Annotated in this window: 14 protein-coding genes; 8 read left to right on the top strand and 6 right to left on the bottom strand. The window is 72.7% G+C overall.

Going from position 1 to position 15,040, the window contains the following annotated elements:
* The first annotated feature begins 343 nt into the window (after nucleotides 1-343).
* Complete coding sequence (locus ACWGH0_RS24530; RefSeq protein ID WP_453406373.1) at nucleotides 344-1,579, top strand: FAD-dependent monooxygenase; 1,236 nt, start codon at nucleotides 344-346, stop codon at nucleotides 1,577-1,579.
* Complete coding sequence (locus ACWGH0_RS24525; protein WP_453406372.1) at nucleotides 1,579-3,150, top strand: hypothetical protein; 1,572 nt, start codon at nucleotides 1,579-1,581, stop codon at nucleotides 3,148-3,150. The genes ACWGH0_RS24530 and ACWGH0_RS24525 overlap by 1 nt, the downstream gene beginning before the upstream one ends.
* 572 nt (nucleotides 3,151-3,722) lie before the next feature.
* Here the strand turns inward: ACWGH0_RS24525 and ACWGH0_RS24520 are convergent.
* From ACWGH0_RS24520 to ACWGH0_RS24500, 5 genes are all read right to left on the bottom strand, one after another.
* Nucleotides 3,723-4,376, bottom strand: a complete 654-nt coding sequence (locus tag ACWGH0_RS24520) for a formylglycine-generating enzyme family protein (protein WP_453406408.1) — start codon at nucleotides 4,374-4,376, stop codon at nucleotides 3,723-3,725.
* 346 nt (nucleotides 4,377-4,722) lie between these two features.
* Nucleotides 4,723-6,339: an MFS transporter gene (locus ACWGH0_RS24515; protein WP_453406371.1), complete on the bottom strand. Its 1,617-nt coding sequence runs from the start codon at nucleotides 6,337-6,339 to the stop codon at nucleotides 4,723-4,725.
* Nucleotides 6,340-6,548: 209 nt separating this feature from the next.
* Nucleotides 6,549-7,022, bottom strand: a complete 474-nt coding sequence (locus tag ACWGH0_RS24510) for a MarR family winged helix-turn-helix transcriptional regulator (RefSeq protein WP_453406370.1) — start codon at nucleotides 7,020-7,022, stop codon at nucleotides 6,549-6,551.
* Nucleotides 7,023-7,189: 167 nt separating this feature from the next.
* A complete protein-coding gene (locus ACWGH0_RS24505; RefSeq protein ID WP_453406369.1) occupies nucleotides 7,190-7,552 on the bottom strand; it encodes an STAS domain-containing protein in 363 nt (120 codons plus the stop codon).
* Between the two features lie 398 nt (nucleotides 7,553-7,950).
* On the bottom strand, nucleotides 7,951-8,814 hold the full coding sequence (locus tag ACWGH0_RS24500; protein ID WP_453406368.1) for a class I SAM-dependent methyltransferase: 864 nt from the start codon (nucleotides 8,812-8,814) through the stop codon (nucleotides 7,951-7,953).
* Nucleotides 8,815-8,902: 88 nt separating this feature from the next.
* On the opposite strand from ACWGH0_RS24500, the gene ACWGH0_RS24495 reads away from it, so the two are divergent.
* From ACWGH0_RS24495 to ACWGH0_RS24470, 6 genes are all read left to right on the top strand, one after another.
* Nucleotides 8,903-9,487, top strand: a complete 585-nt coding sequence (locus tag ACWGH0_RS24495) for a TetR/AcrR family transcriptional regulator (protein ID WP_453406367.1) — start codon at nucleotides 8,903-8,905, stop codon at nucleotides 9,485-9,487.
* 158 nt (nucleotides 9,488-9,645) lie between these two features.
* Nucleotides 9,646-11,115: a membrane-associated oxidoreductase gene (locus ACWGH0_RS24490; protein ID WP_453406366.1), complete on the top strand. Its 1,470-nt coding sequence runs from the start codon at nucleotides 9,646-9,648 to the stop codon at nucleotides 11,113-11,115.
* Between the two features lie 86 nt (nucleotides 11,116-11,201).
* Nucleotides 11,202-11,732: a GNAT family N-acetyltransferase gene (locus tag ACWGH0_RS24485; RefSeq protein ID WP_453406365.1), complete on the top strand. Its 531-nt coding sequence runs from the start codon at nucleotides 11,202-11,204 to the stop codon at nucleotides 11,730-11,732.
* Between the two features lie 275 nt (nucleotides 11,733-12,007).
* A complete protein-coding gene (gene nadE, locus ACWGH0_RS24480) occupies nucleotides 12,008-12,838 on the top strand; it encodes an ammonia-dependent NAD(+) synthetase (protein WP_453406364.1) in 831 nt (276 codons plus the stop codon).
* A 254-nt stretch (nucleotides 12,839-13,092) separates the two neighbouring features.
* Complete coding sequence (locus ACWGH0_RS24475) at nucleotides 13,093-13,242, top strand: hypothetical protein (protein ID WP_453406363.1); 150 nt, start codon at nucleotides 13,093-13,095, stop codon at nucleotides 13,240-13,242.
* 91 nt (nucleotides 13,243-13,333) lie between these two features.
* Entirely contained in the window at nucleotides 13,334-13,609 is a 276-nt protein-coding gene (locus tag ACWGH0_RS24470) for a hypothetical protein (RefSeq protein WP_453406362.1), read from the top strand.
* Nucleotides 13,610-13,654: 45 nt separating this feature from the next.
* Here the strand turns inward: ACWGH0_RS24470 and ACWGH0_RS24465 are convergent, their stop codons facing one another.
* Nucleotides 13,655-14,635, bottom strand: a complete 981-nt coding sequence (locus ACWGH0_RS24465) for an alpha/beta fold hydrolase (RefSeq protein ID WP_453406361.1) — start codon at nucleotides 14,633-14,635, stop codon at nucleotides 13,655-13,657.
* Nucleotides 14,636-15,040 lie beyond the last annotated feature (405 nt).

The raw sequence follows: 15,040 nt of genomic DNA, 5'->3' as shown, positions 1-15,040 counted from the left end.
GGGAGAACCCTTGATCACCGCGTCAATGTGGCCACTCTGGATGTCAGCCAGCATCCGCTGGTAGCCCTTGCCCCTCCCCGGCGGTCGGATGCCGACTGGTCGTTGCCGTCATAGATCTCTGCGTCCAGCCGAGCGGAGCGATCAAGAAAAACACTCCGCCTTCTGTGGTCGACGCCGAGACCCTCTCCCTCGCGGTCATTGGTGCGGCGGCACGTTGACAGGCCGCTGTCGACATGTTGCTATGAGGCGCCGCTCAGACCTGGGCCGCGCCGTACGCCTTTCGGGCCCCGGACCGACGGCCGCTCGACCGGGGGCGGCGCCCCCGAACCAAGAGCGAGGAACCATGCCGCAGCGCGCCGTGACCATCGTCGGCGGCGGAATCGGCGGCCTCGCGGCAGCCGTCGCCCTCCATCGCCGTGGCTGGCGCGTCGAAGTACTGGAACGAGCCCCTGAGTTCACCGAGATCGGCGCAGGCATCTCCCTGTGGCCGAACGCCTTGCACGCCCTCGAAGCGCTCGGCCTCGCCGGCACCGTACGGGCACTCGGCGCCGTCGAGACCTCGGGCGGCGTACGCGACCGCAGGGGCCGCTGGCTGTCCCGTACGCACACCGCGGAGCTGGCGCGCCGTTTCGGCCATCCCCTGGTCGTCCTGCACCGGGCCGACCTGCTGCGGGTACTCGCCGAGGCGCTCCCCGCCGAGTGCCTGCGGCCCGGCAGCGAGGTGACCTCCGTACGCGCCGACGGCCGCAGCCCGACCGTCGATGACCACAGGGGCGAGCCCCGGCCGGACCGCGTGGACCTCCGTCCCGTCGTCGACCACCACGGGGGCGGGTCCCGGCCCGACCTCGTCGTCGGCGCCGACGGGTTGCGCAGTACGGTCCGCCGCGACCTGTGGCCGGACGCGGCGGGCCCCCGGTACGCCGGTTACACCGCCTGGCGCATGGTCACCGAGCCCCTCGCAGCGCCGCCCTCCGAAGGCGCGGCGACCTGGGGGCGCGGGGAGAGGTTCGGTTACACGGCGCTGCCCGGCGGGCGGGCGTACTGCTTCGCGACAGCGTCGCTGCCGGAAGGAACCGCCTCCCGCACCTCCGAGTACGCGGAGCTGGTGCGCCGCTTCGGGTCCTGGCCGGATCCCGTCCCCGGCCTGCTGGCGGCCGTCCCGGCGGAGGCGGTGCTCCGCCACGACCTGTACGACCTGCCGCCGCTGACCTCCTTCGTCCACGGCCGGGTGGCGCTGCTGGGCGACGCCGCCCATGCCATGACGCCGAACCTGGGTCAGGGCGCGTGCCAGGCGCTGGAGGACGCGGTCACCCTCGCCCACTGCCTCGACGAGACCCCGGACGTGACCGCCGCGCTCCGCTCGTACGACCGGCTGCGTCGCCCGAGGACCCGGGCGATCACGCGTCGCTCCGCCCGGCTGGGCGCGGTCGGGCAGCTCTCGTGGCCCCCGGCGGTGCTGCTGCGCGACACGGCGGCCCGGCTCGTGCCGACGCGGATGACGCTGCGATCCATGACGCCGGTGCTCGGCTGGACCGCGCCGGGTCACCAGGGCGATGCGACGGACAGCGGCGGCCGCTGATGCCGGACTGGACGTATCACCCCCTGCGCGGCGCGGCCGCGGCCGTCCTCGGCCGGCGCCGTTCGCAGCGCACCGCGCTGCGCCTGCTGGCATCGATCGGGTCGCGTCCCGCCGGCGCACGGCTGATCGCCCGGGGCTTCGGCCACCGCCATCCGCCGCAGCGGCTCGGCGGCGAGGTCGCGGGGGTGCCCGTGACCGTACGTCTGGGCATATCCGTGCCGCCGTCGCTCGCCCGTGAAGCGGTACGGGCCATGCCACCGCTCGGGGCCGGTGTCGTCGAGGTTTCGCCCGTCTCGGCGGCCGACGCGCGGACCGTGCGCGAGGCCGCCGACGGCCGTACGGTCCCCTTGGTCGTCGGCGCCTGCGACGCGGCGGCCGAGGCCGCCCTCAGACCCCATGTCGACGGGTTCACCGGCGACGACCCGCACGTCGTCCGTGTGTCGGACCCGTCGGTCACCGCCGCGGCCGCCGCGCTCGAAGAGCCGGGCGCCGTCGTGCTCGCCCGGCCGGGGGTGCTCGTCGCGGCCGGACCCGGCTGGTTCGCGCGGGTCACCGAGACGGCCACGCCCACCTCGCCCGCTCCGGCCCTCCGGGACGCGGGCCGCAACCCCCGGCGTTGGCCCGCCTGGTGGTGGGCGCTGCTCGTCGGGCTCGGCATGACGGGAGCCGGACTGGGCGCCGCTGCGATCACGCTCGGGCCGGTGCTGCTCTGGTACGACCGCGACTACCTCGGCATGACGCTGCACGAACTGCACGCCGCCAACCATCACCTCGTGCACTTCCTCCAGCACGACCGGATCACCATGGCCGGCACGATGGTGGCGATCGGCGCCCTCTACACCGGTCTCGCCGTCGGCGGCATCAGGCGCGGGTGGCCGTGGGCGCGTGAGGTGTACCTGCTGTCGGGGGCGATCGGCTTCCCCACCCTCTTCTACTTCCTGGCCATCGGCTACGTGGAACCCCTCCACACGGCCACCGTCGTCGTGCTGTTCCCGATGTTCGTGGCCGGGGTCCGCCGCACCCCGCACGTACCCCGGTGGCGTCTCGCGCCCGAGGGGCCGGAGCCGGAGCGACGAAGAGCGCTGGCCGGGCAACTGCTGCTCATCGTCACGGGAGCGGGGCTGTTCGCCGGCGGAGCGGTGATCTCGGTGGTCGGTCTGACCGGTGTCTTCGTGCCGAGCGACCTGACCTTCCTGGGCACCAGCGCGCAGATGCTGGAAGCCGTCAATCCACGGCTCGTGCCGTTCGTCGCGCATGACCGCGCGGGGTTCGGCGGCGCCCTGATGGCCGCCGCGGTGGCGATCACGCTGCTCAGCGCGTGGGGCTGGCGGCGGGGTGAGAGCTGGGTGTTCTGGACCTTGGGCGCGGCGGCGGCCGCCGGCTTCCTGCCTGCCGTCGTGGTGCACGGAGCCATCCACTACACCGACTTCATCCATCTCGCACCCGTCTACTGCGGCATCGTCATGACCGCCACCGGGCTGCTGCTGGCGCGTCCGTACCTCTGTGCCAGGACGCCGGCCGGGGTGAACGGCCCGGTCGGCGTCGACGTCCCGGCCGGGGTGGAGGACTGACGGACCGCCCGGCGGCGTGACGATGATGATCGTCTCTCCGGTCGGCGGGAAGCTGATCAACGCACGCGGTCCCAAGTCCGCGCTGATCCTCGGCGCGCTGGTCATCTCGGCCGGGTACGGGCTCGCGCTCCACCGGCGACGCCGGGGCGCTCGCGGCCGAGCACGCGCCGGCCGGACAGACGCCGGCCCGCGCCTGAGCCGGGACGACCCGCGCCCGGTATTCCCTCCCCCGCTGGCCGGGGGGAGGGAACACCGGGCGCAGACGCGTACGGCCGAAGCTCATCCTCGGCCGGCACCGGAAAGGGAAACATGGCGGCACGGTCAAGTCGGCGCCAACCCGGCGGCGTTGACGCGCGGGGCTCGGCATGAGCAGCGGCCTGGTGACGCAGACGTGCGCGGACGATGCGTCGCAGCGCTGGACACCGCAGGCGTGACCGGCGGACGGGGCCCGTCAGCGGTGACGGCTACCGGGGGCCGCGTCCACCGCTACGTGTTCCCGCCGCTACGTGTTCCCGCCGCCACGTGTTCCGCCCCTCGCGTGAGGGCGTGCCGGCCGTCTCCGCGGGCGGCCGTCAGGGCGGCGGCGAGGAGCGCACGACGCGCGTTCCCACGTCGTCGATCCGGAAGGTCGGGTGGCTTCGCCGCCGCACCGACGCCCGGCAGCTCCAGTGCTCGTCGGCCCATCCGCCGCCGCGCAGCACCCGGTACGTGCCGTACACCTCGGCGTCGTAGACGTCCCAGCACCACTCCCACACGTTGCCGAGCATGTCGTACAGACCCCAGGCGTTGGGCTGCTTGCCGCCGACCTCGTGGATCCGCGCCTCGGCGTTGCCCTGGTACCACGCGACCTCGTCGAGCTCGCCGTACCGCGGGCCGGTGGTGCCCGCACGGCAGGCGTGCTCCCATTCGGCCTCGGTCGGCAGCCGGTACCCGTCCGAAGTGGTGTCCCATTCCGCCGTTTCGGTGTCGGCGCGCAGGTGGTACGCGGGCCGCAGCCCCTGGCACCGGGACAAGGCGTTGCAGAAGTCGGCCGCGTCCCACCACGAGACGCCCTCGACGGGCAGCAGCTCGCCCCGGGCGGCGCTCGGCCGCCGGCCGGTGACGTCCGCGTACCAGGACTGCGTGACGGGGAACGCCGACATGCGGAACGGGGCGACCTCGACGGTCCAAGTGCGCTGCGTCCGCCGGTCGGACAGCGTCACTCGTCCCGGCGGGACGGCGACCATCTCGTTTCCTGACTCCGTGTCCACAACCGCACCCTACCGGCGCCGTTTCACCGCTCCGCCGGCGCGGACGCGGGACGGCCAGGACGGGCGCGCGGCCGGCGGCCACCGGCTCCCGCGAGTGGCGGGCAGCCTCGACAGTGCCTGCCGTCGGGCCGTAGTGACCGTGTCGTCATCGTCGGCCGGACGGTGACCGGCCGCAGCGCGACGGGCTTGGCGGGCCCCGTCCCCGCAGCGGTTCGGCGACCGTTCGGATGGCGGCGCCGGGGGAAACATGCCGCTGCCGGAGGGCATGACAGCCCCCGGCAGCGGAACCGTACGCCGACTCACCGACGTGCCCGGGAGCCGGTCACCGCGTCGGCGCGGTGGTGGCCTCCGGGTCGTGCGGCGTACGCCGGATGCCGATGGCGGCGAGCACGGCGCCCACGAGGCACAGGACCCCGGTGACGGCCACGGCGGTGTGCACGCCGTTCATGAACGCCTGGCCACTGCCCTCGACGACCGCTGCCCTGAGCTGGGCGGGCATGTCGCCGGAGACGGGGGCCACGCCCATCGCCACCGCGTCCTCGGCCTCCTTGAGGCCCTCGGCCATGGCGTGGGGGACTCCGGCGCCGGTCAGTTCACCGGTGAGGGTCGAGCCCACCCTGCTGCTGATCAGAGAGACCAGTACGGAAGTGCCGAGCGCACCGCCGATCTGCAGCGCGGTGGCCTGCAGGCCACCCGCCACACCGCCGTCCTTCACCGGCGCGTTGCCGACGATCGCGTCGGAGGAGGCCGCCATCACCATGCCGACGCCCAGGCCGAGCGCGATGAACGGCGGCCACATCGTGGCGTAGGAGGAATCGGTGTCCCAGCCGAGCATGCCGAAGGTGGCACCGGCCTGGAGCAGCATGCCCAGCGGCATGGTGAGCCGGGCCCCGAAGCGTCCCGTCAGCGCGGCCCCCAGCGGCGAGGCGACCAGGGAGGCCAGGCTGAGCGGGAGCGTACGGACGCCGGCCTCGACGGGCGTGAAACCGCGTACGTTCTGCAGGTACAGCATCACGAAGAAGATCACGCCCAGCATGACGAAGAAGTTGAGCGCCGTGACCAGCGTGCCGGTGGTAAGCGCCCGGTTGCGGAACAGCCGCATCGGCAGCAGCGGGTGCGCGACCCGGGGCTCGTACCAGCCGAAGACCAGGAGCAGCACGACACCGGCGGCGACGGCGCAGAGCGTGCCGGCGGACGTCCAGCCCCACGTCTCGCCCTTGACGACGCCGAAGATCACACAGAGCAGGCCGAGCGCCAGAAGCACGACTCCGGGGATGTCGAAGCGCTGCTGATCTGCCGCGTTCCTGGACTCGGGGAGTACGTACGCGCTGAAGGCGAGCGCGAGCAGGCCGATGGGGGCGTTGATGTAGAAGACGGACTCCCAGTTGACGTGCTCGATGAGCAGGCCGCCGACGATGGGGCCGAGCGCGGTCGAGACCGCCGAGACCATGGCCCAGATGCCCACCGCCATGCCGAACTTCTTCGGCGGGAAGACGGCACGCAGGAGGCCGAGGGTGTTGGGCAGCAGCAGCGCGCCGAAGAAGCCCTGGAGCGCCCGGAAGGCGATGACCCCCTCGACCGATCCGGCCAGACCGATGGCGACCGAGGCGACGGTGAAGCCGGCGACGCCGATCAGGTAGTACGTGCGCCGGCCGAAGCGGTCGCCGAGCTTGCCGCCGAGGATCAGGGCGGCCGCCAGGGCGAGCAGGTAGGAGTTGGTGACCCACTGCAGATCCGCCGTGGACGCCTTGAGGTCCTGGCCGATCTCCGGGTTGGCGATCGCGACGACGGACGCGTCGAGTTGCACCATGAAGAGGCCGAAGGCGACTGCGATCAGGGTCAGCCAGGGGTTGGACCGCCGGCCGGGCGCCGCTCGCCGGGACGGCGCCGGACGGGGGGACGGGGACAGCGGGGACTGCTCCACGGACGTGGATGACATGGAAATGCCTTACTGACGCGAGAGTCCTGGTGGACATGTGGCGGAGTGGGGAGATGACGACCGATGCGCACCGGGGCAGCCCGACGCATGCCGGGCCACAGGAGGGCGGACAGTCGCACGGGAGCTCGCCGTGGGGCACGGGACAGCACGGGCACACGGGAACCGGGCGCCTGCGGACCGGCCGCCCCTCCGACGGAGGGGCCGCGGAATCAGTCGGTCGCGGAGTGGAGGTGGCGCGTCAGTGACGTGAGCGCGCCCAGGGCCGAGCCGAGAGCATCCATCTCACCGTCGGTGAGGCAACGCAGGGCGCGCGCGATGTGAGCGCCTTCGAGGCGCCGCACCTCGGCGATCTCCTGCCGGGCCTTCGGCGTCAGGTGCAGATGAGCGATCCGCTTGTCGGAGGCGTCCTGCCTGCGCTCGATGAGTCCGCGCCCGGTGAGCTGGGAGACCAGGGCGCTGACATTGTTCGGCTTCATCAGCAGGGCCTCGGCGGCTTCGCGCACCGTGGCGCCCTCGCGCCCCGCGACGAAGCGAAGGAGCGCGAGCTGCCCCTCGGGCGGCTTGGGGTGCGGGAAGTCGCGCCCCACCTGCCGCTCAAGAGCGCGGTTCAGCGCGGGCAGGCAGGCCGCGAGGCCGGAGGCCACACGGTCTGCGTCCCGTGCGGACGCGCTGGAAGCGGACATGACGCGATAATATGTATGACCTCATAGGTAAGTCAAAACGGTGCGCGCGGTCTCCCGCCGAGCCTCACCGGCGGCGGCAGGCCCTGCGCCTTCGCCGCGCTCGCCCTCGGCGGCACGCCGTTCGCCCGACGCCACCTCACCGGACGAGGCGGCGTTCCGGGCCCGGGTCACACGCGCGAGGAGGCCTGCCGCTGGACGGGAGGCGACGGGAGTACGGCCTTGTCGGGCGCGGTGAGCAGCTCGTAGGTCTCGGTCAGGCGCAGCAGGCTCGCCGGCTGCTCCTGCAATCCGGACACCACCAGATGACCGCCGTCCGAGCGCATGCGATGCCGCAGGCGCAGCAGCAGGTTCAAGCCGCTGGAGTCCACGAAGGACACGCCCGACAGCTCCAGGTGCAGGGTCTTGCCGCCGAGCGGGACGACGAGGGCTGCTTCCTCGAGCGCCGGTATGGTTTGCAGGTCCATTTCCCCGGCGACGGTGAGCATGGTCAGGTCGGGGTGTTGTTCGGCGGTTACGGTGAATGCCTTCACGGTTCGCCCCTCAATCCAGGGGTCGAGCCCATCACGGCCACCAGTGGAACCGGTGCCGTCAAGCGCACGGCGTGTGCCGTGCACAGCCAAGTAAGACCACCCGTACCGCGCCCCGGCCACGGATCGTGACCAACAAGGGCGGCGCGGGACCTCCCACCAGACCAGGCTGGCGTCCACACAGCGTCCCACAGAATCGTTGCCTCGTGTCAAATGTTTCCGCACGTATAGCACGGGTGAGCCGCTGACCAGGCCTTTCGGCCCCGAAAACCGCTCGCCCGCAACGCTGCGGGCCGCCCGCCGGCCGTCCGCAGCGGCAGTGCAGGGCGATCAGCCGACCGCCCCCGACACCGGAACCACCGGTACTGAGCAGTCGCTGTGCGTACGTTCGAACCGGTCGGTCAGGGGCGCTCGGCCGTCACCAGCCACGCCGCACCGCGCAGTCGCACCGCTCCTTCCCGTTCGAACGGGCGCAGTACGTCGATCAAGGCGTGCCGCGCCTCGTCGCGCCGCTCCGCGGTGGCCGCCCGGGCCAGCACGTGCTGCGCAGGACCGGTGGTCGACAGGAAGTCCGCCGCCTGCGCCGCGTCGGCCCCCCAGTCCCCGTACGCCTCGACCCGGTCGCAGGCGACCCCCGCGAACCCGGCCGCCTCCAGAACCGCTCGGGTGCGGTCGGGGTCGGCCAGGGAGAACATGCCGGGGGCGCCGGTCACGCCGAAGTCCCCGGGGTCCGCCTCGGGCAGGGCGCGGGACAGTTCGGCCATCACCACCGCCCAGTCGTTGTCCGCGGCCGCGGCGGGGGTGACGAACGCCAGACGGCCGCCGGACCGCAGAGACCCGCCGATGTTGCCGAAGGCGGCCGTCGGGTCGGTGAAGAACATGATCCCGAAGCGGCTGACCGCACAGTCGAAGCCGCCGGGCGCGAGGGCGTGGACCTGGGCGTCCCCCTGGACGAAGTCGACGTTGCCCAGCCCTTCCCGCGCCGAGGCGGCCCGGGCGCGTTCCAGCATGGGGCCGGAGAGATCGAGACCCACGGCCCGGCCCCGCGGCGCCCGCCGGGCAGCCAGGCGGGTGGTGCGCCCGGCGCCGCAGCCGATGTCCAGTACGCGGTGACGTTCGCCGATGCCGGCGGCGTCGAGCAACCGCTGGTTGAAGCCGTCGTTCACCGCGTCCCAGCGGTCCTGGTGGCGGGCCCACGCACTCCCCTCCTCCCCGTTCCATGCCTGCGCCTGGCGGCTGTTGCCGACGCGTTCGTTCTGCTCCATGCCGGTCGGCCTCCCGTTAGAATGGGCGTATGCCCAAACAGTATGGGCGTGCGCCCATACTGTCCACCGTCTGTTCTGGAGCGAGCCGATGTCACCCCGTGGAGTCGCCATTCCCGACCTGCGCGAACGCCTCTTCGCGGCCGCCGAACGCGTGGTGGCACGCGATGGAGCGGGCGCACTGACCAGCCGCGCGGTCACGGAGGAAGCCGGCTGCGGCAAGGGGGTGCTGCACACGCACTTCGCGGGACTCGACGCGTTCGTCGCCGAGCTGGTGCTGGACCGCTTCGCGGCGACGGCGCGGCGTACGGAGACCCTCCCCGCCCGCGCCGGGCAGGACACGGTGGCGCACAACCTGCTCTCGGCCGCCCTGACGCTCCTGAACTCCCTCGACCCGGGCGTCGTCGGACTCGCCCTGACCATGCCGGGGGCCTCCTCGCACACGCGTCGCGCGTGGGAGGAGGGCGCGCCGGGTTTCGGTGTGATCGAGGCGGCGGTCGCGGCCTATCTCGCCGCCGAACAGAACCTGGGCCGCGTGTCCGCCGACACCGACACTGCGGCGGCGGCCCTGGCCTTCGTCGGCACCCTGCACCACCTGCTGATGACCCGCGCCCCCGGCAGCCCCTCGCCCGAGGACCGGGTGGAACGCCTGGTCACCCTGCTGGTGGGCCGCTGAGCGGCCAGGGCCCGCGCAGCAGTCCGGCCGGTGGCGCGGGCCGTCCCGGCGACGGGGTCACGCGCCCGAGCCACACGGACGGCAGGTGACCACTGGGCCGCATGCCCCTTCCCCGTAAGGAAGTTGACACCGGGAACGCACCACGTCAGAGTCCCCGCGTGAACGAACCCGACGATCTGACACCGGCCGAGGCGCGCGTATGGCGGGCTTTCCCGCGCGGCGCGTCCGTGGACTTCCGCGCCGACGAGAGCGAGGACGGTCCGGCAGCCGGCGACTCGTGGGGCGCCGAGCGGACCGTACGGGCGAGTATGCTGCGGGCGCTGCTGCTCAGGGCTCCGCAGGAGGAGGGGGAGATCGCCGCCCTCAAGATCGCGGGCGCGCGCGTCACCGGCGTACTGGACCTGAGGTACGCCACCGTCGACGCCGCCGTCCGGCTGAGCCGCTGCCGGTTCGACGAGGTCCCGCACCTGTACGGAGCCCAACTGCGTCAGCTCAACCTCAGCGACTCCGATCTGCCGGGCCTCACCGCGGCGACCCTGCGTGTCGACGGGGTGCTGAGGCTGACGGACTGCCGTGTGCGGGGGCCGGTGCGGCTCGGAGGGGCGCAGATCTCCGGGGCGCTGTTCATGGAGCGCGCGCGCTTCACGGCTCCGGACGACTCCGAGCCGGTGCTCCAGCTCAACCAGGCGGCGATCGGGGACGACATGTGGGCGCCCGGGATGCGCGCGCACGGACAGGTACGGCTCACCGGGGCGTCCGTCGCGGGGCGGATCAACGTGCAGGACGCCGAGTTCGACGCCCCTGGCGGCATCGCACTGGACGCACAGAACCTCAATGTGGGAGCCCATGTGCGGGCCCGGTGCATACGGGCGCGGGGCCGGGTCGAGCTGCGGGGCTCGCGCATATCGGGGCGGCTCGACCTGCTGCACGCGAACTTGTCGAATCCGGGAGGCACGGCCCTGCGCGCGAGCAGTTGCGTCATCGGCGAACTGTGGCTGCGCTGGGGCGATCGCATCGAGGGCGCCCTCAATCTCCGGCGCTCCCAGATCGAGATACTGACCCTTGATGCGGACATGCTGCCGGACGAGGTGTTCCTCAGCAATCTCACGTACACCGTGCTCGCCCCGCACGAGCCCGCAGAACGCCGCCTTCCGATGCTGGAACGGGACGGCGAGCGGTACGAGCCGCACGGCTACGAGCAGTTGACGGCCGCCTACCGCCACGTCGGTGACGACGACGCCGCCCGGCTCGTCCAACTCGCCAAACAGCGCCGCCGGCGCACCACGCTCACCCGGTACGGGCGGCTGTGGGGGTACGTCCAGGACGCCACCGTCGGCTACGGTTTCCGCCCGCTGCGCGCGGCCGTCTGGCTGCTGTCGCTCGTGGCCGTCGGATCGGTCGCGTACGGCCTGGAGCACCCGCGCCCGGTCAAGGCGGACGAGGCTCCCGACTTCAACCCCGTCTTCTACACCCTCGACCTGCTCCTGCCGGTGATCAGCTTCGGCCAGGAGCCGGCGTTCGCGCCCGACGGCCCGCATCAGTGGCTGGCGTACACCTTGATCATCACGGGTTGGATCCTCGCGACGACGATCGTCACAGGTGTGACGCGCACGGTCAGCCGCCAATGACCCCCGCCGGACGACCTCGACCGCCGCACTGGCACGCGGGCCGCGGCGGCGACCGGACGGCACCGGACATGCCTAAGCTTCTGGCCGTGAACGACACCACACGTGGCATACACATCAGGCCCGGCGGCCCGGCCGACGCACCGGCCATCCTGGAGATGCTCGACTCCGCGGTCGCCTGGATGAACGGGCGGGGCAACACCGAGCAGTGGGGCACCACACCGTACTCCCAGGTGCCCGGCGGTGTGGCGCGCGTCGAGCGGTACACGACCGAGAACGCGCCGTACGTCGCGGAGTTGGGCGGAGCGCCTGCCGGAGCGCTGGTGCTGGACACCGGGCCCAGTCCGCAGATGCCGATCGCCCCGGCCGGGGAGCCCGAGCGGTACGTCCGGCTGCTGGTCTCCGACCGGCGGCACGCCGGCCTGGGCATCGGAGCGGCGCTGCTGGCTCATGCCGCCGAGGAGACCCGCCGGGCCGGCGTGAAGCTGCTGCGGGTCGACTGCTGGGCGGGCGGCGGTGGCGAACTGGTCGCGTTCTACGAGCGCAACGGTTTCACGCCCACCGACCGGTTCACGCACGGCTCCTGGCCCGGCCAAGTGCTCGCCCGGCGCGTCGGTTGACGGGCGCCCGTCAACTCCGCGCCCGTTTCACGCCCCGGGCGCCCGGTACCGCACCCGCTGGGCCCTGCGCACGGCGTCGATCGTCTCCTCGACGTTCGGGAGCGCTGTCGAGCTGGATCTTGAGCGCCCGGCAGGACCGGGCAGCCGTCACCCCGCCACAGCCGGGCCTTGTGATCATCACGCAGAGCTCTCGGGCCGCTCCGGCCCCGAGTCATCGGAAGCTCCCTGGGTAGGGTGGGCGCGACAGACATCGTGAAGCGGAACAAGGAGCAGACGTGAGCGAGCCGGCGTCCATCGCCCTGCAGCAGGAGATCGCCCGGGAACTCCAGGTCGCCGAGACTTTCGACGCCGGTCAGGAGATCGAGCGCCGGGTGGCTTTCCTCGCCGAGCGGCTGACCTCCACCGGTCTGCGCTCCCTCGTGCTGGGCATCAGCGGCGGTGTGGACTCCACCACCACCGGCCGGCTGTGCCAGCTCGCCGTCGAGCGGGCGCGCGCCGCCGGGCACGAGGCGCGGTTCTACGCGATGCGGCTGCCGTACGGCGTGCAGGCCGACGAGCACGACGCGCAGCTCGCGCTCTCCTTCATCCGCGCCGACCATGTGCTGACGGTGGACATCAAGCCGGCGAGCGACGCCTCGCTCGCGGCCGCTCTGGCGGCCGACGTGGCCTTCCGTGACGCCCCTCACCAGGACTTCGTGCTCGGCAACATCAAGGCCCGGCAGCGCATGATCGCCCAGTACGCGGTGGCCGGCGCGCACGACGGCCTGGTCGTCGGCACCGACCACGCCGCCGAGGCGGTCTCCGGGTTCTTCACCAAGTTCGGCGACGGCGCCGCCGACCTCGTTCCGCTGACCGGGCTGACCAAGCGGCGGGTGCGCGCCGTCGCGGACGCGCTGGGCGCGCCCACCGAGCTGGTGTGGAAGGTTCCGACGGCCGACCTGGAGACCCTGGACCCGGGCAAGGCCGACGAGGACGCGCTCGGGGTGACGTACGACGACATCGACGACTTCCTGGAGGGCAAGCCGGTGGAGGAGCGGGCCTTCGAGACGATCGTGACCCGCTACCGCCTCACCGAGCACAAGCGCCGGCTGCCGATCGCTCCCTGAGCGGCTCGCGACCGACCGGTGTCGCCATGAACCGAGCCTTTGCCGTCCGCACCAAGCTCTTCTCCGGCGTGCGGAAGGTGCGTGCCGGGTGGAACGAGAGGCAGTGCGGCATGGATGTCCGGCGCTTGACGGGTACAGCGGCGAGGCTCTTCGGGAACCTCGGCGCCGTTGGAGCGCTCTCGGTACGGGAGCTGCCCGACGGACTCGGTATCTGTGTGTGGCAGACCGGCGTCCGGGGTGGAGGAAGCATTTTCGTGGGACGCGACGAGTCGGTTCTGTTCGTGGGGTCCGCGACAGGGTTCGACGCCGGGCTCGCCGCGTTCCGCCAGGGCCGGCGCACTCCCGCCGAACGCCTCCGGGACCGGCCCGGCACGGGGATCGCACCGGAAGTCCCCGAGCAGTGAGGTACGCGGTCCCGGGGTGCGGTGCTCATGGGCCACGTCACTACGGCGATGTCTTCGCGGCTCCGCCCGACGGCGCCCCTACTTTTGTGTCATGACCGCGTACAAGGGACCTGCCGAACTCCTCGCTGAGAGCGGACGCACCTTCGCCGCCGAGGCGGACCTCACCGAGGACGCGTCCGGCGGCTGGCGCGGGACCCTCACGTTCTTCGCTGTCGACAGCCGGGCGCTGTGGGAGGTCACGCACGGGCACGTCGTGATCGCTGGGCGGTCCGGAGAGATCGTCAGGCGGAGCATCGCCGACTGGGGCCGCAGCACGGGAGGCCCCTTCGTGATGGACGTCGTGGGCAGGGGGCCGGCACCGTTCTGACGCCCTGCACGGGTGATCTCGCGCGATCCTGCGCGCCCAGGACCCCTACGGCCTTTCAGGGGTACCGCGGCCGTCCCGGTCGGCGGCTCCCTCGCCCCTGACTCGGCGCACGGTGCGGAGGTAGGGCAGGCCGGCGATGGAAAGCCCGGAGTAGAAGCGCTCGGCGAGTTCGCCCATCTCGTGGGCTCTTTCGAGGTGGACCATGTGATCCGCGTCCGCGACCTCCGCGTACTGGCTGTCGGCGCAGCAGGCGGCCATCTCGCGGCAGAGTTCGGGGGTGGTGAACGTGTCGTGCTCGCCGGTGACGACGAGCACGGGGTGGGGCGGCGGCGAGGTCGTGTCGAGCATCGTGTGGCGGAGCAGCCGCCGGGTGTTGGCACGGTACTTGGCGGTCTCGTCGGCCCCGGCGGTGGCGAAGCGGGTGTGCAGGATACGGCGCAGCGCGCGGCCGTTGACGACTCCCGCACCGGGCTTCCGGGACATGAACAGGTCGACCGTCGCCCGGGCGAAGAGGTCCATCTCCTGGGCGTCGAGCAGGTCGAGGGTGTGCCGGATCGCGGTCCGCGCGTGGTCTGGAATCCGGCACATCGTCCCGAACAGCAGCATCCGGCCGACGTCCTCGGGATGGGCCTGGGCGAGACGGTAGGCGATGGCCGTTCCGTACGAGCCGGCGGCGATGTTGAGCCGGCTCAGGCCGAGTTCGCCCAGCATGTGGTGCAGGCAGTCGGCGATGATCTCCACCCCGTGCTGTTCGGGCAGCAGGTCGGCGCTCCCCCACCCGGGCGGGTCCACGGTCAGGACATCGGAGTACCGCAGGATCTCCTGTTCGACGTAGCCCCACCGCTCCTTGCGCTGAAAGGCGCCGCCGATGAGCAGCACCGGCGGCAGCCGGCGTTCGGGGGCGCGCACCAGGCGGGACTCGAACCGGAACCCTTCCCAGTGATGGACCCGGACGGCTGCCCGCACATCGCCGGACGCGCCGCCCCGGCGCGTTCCCCGCGTACGTTCGTCTGTGGGCGTGGGCATCTCGTCCTCCGTTGCCTCGCTGCTGCGATGATCAGGTGCGTCCCGGGCACCCCCGTCGCGAAACGGACGGCCGTTCCCGGAGCCGGCATCCGCCCTGCCACGGCGTTCGCCACGGCTCGTCCCGGCTGTCCCTGCGCGATCACACCAGCAACGCATCGCGCTGCCGGGGCCACCTGCTGGAGGCGTCCATCCGGTGGACGGACCACCGCCCGGTCGCCGGGCGCGGACCGGGCCTCCCCCGTACGAGCGGCCCGGTCCCGTACCTCCGTGCGGCGCCGCCGGCCCCCCCCCCGCGGGGGGGGGGGGCGGGCGCCCGGGGGGGGGGGGGGCGGGGGGTGGCGGCGGGGGGGGTGGGGGGCGGGGCCGCGCCTCGGCGGGGGGTGGGGCCTTGCTCTGTGGGGACGG

This window comes from Streptomyces sp. NPDC054887 (genome assembly GCF_053610585.1).
This window is presented reverse-complemented; position numbering and strand designations above follow the sequence as displayed.

Excerpts from the sequence above, each read along its gene's own strand:
- ACWGH0_RS24495 (WP_453406367.1), top strand. The coding sequence starts at position 8,903 with ATGTCACCCCGTGGAGTCGCCATTCCCGACCTGCGCGAACGCCTCTTC.
- ACWGH0_RS24520 (WP_453406408.1), bottom strand. The coding sequence starts at position 4,376 with ATGGTCGCCGTCCCGCCGGGACGAGTGACGCTGTCCGACCGGCGGACG.
- ACWGH0_RS24500 (WP_453406368.1), bottom strand. The coding sequence starts at position 8,814 with ATGGAGCAGAACGAACGCGTCGGCAACAGCCGCCAGGCGCAGGCATGG.
- ACWGH0_RS24465 (WP_453406361.1), bottom strand. The coding sequence starts at position 14,635 with ATGCCCACGCCCACAGACGAACGTACGCGGGGAACGCGCCGGGGCGGC.
- ACWGH0_RS24470 (WP_453406362.1), top strand. The coding sequence starts at position 13,334 with ATGACCGCGTACAAGGGACCTGCCGAACTCCTCGCTGAGAGCGGACGC.
- ACWGH0_RS24530 (WP_453406373.1), top strand. The coding sequence starts at position 344 with ATGCCGCAGCGCGCCGTGACCATCGTCGGCGGCGGAATCGGCGGCCTC.
- ACWGH0_RS24515 (WP_453406371.1), bottom strand. The coding sequence starts at position 6,339 with ATGTCATCCACGTCCGTGGAGCAGTCCCCGCTGTCCCCGTCCCCCCGT.
- ACWGH0_RS24525 (WP_453406372.1), top strand. The coding sequence starts at position 1,579 with ATGCCGGACTGGACGTATCACCCCCTGCGCGGCGCGGCCGCGGCCGTC.
- ACWGH0_RS24510 (WP_453406370.1), bottom strand. The coding sequence starts at position 7,022 with ATGTCCGCTTCCAGCGCGTCCGCACGGGACGCAGACCGTGTGGCCTCC.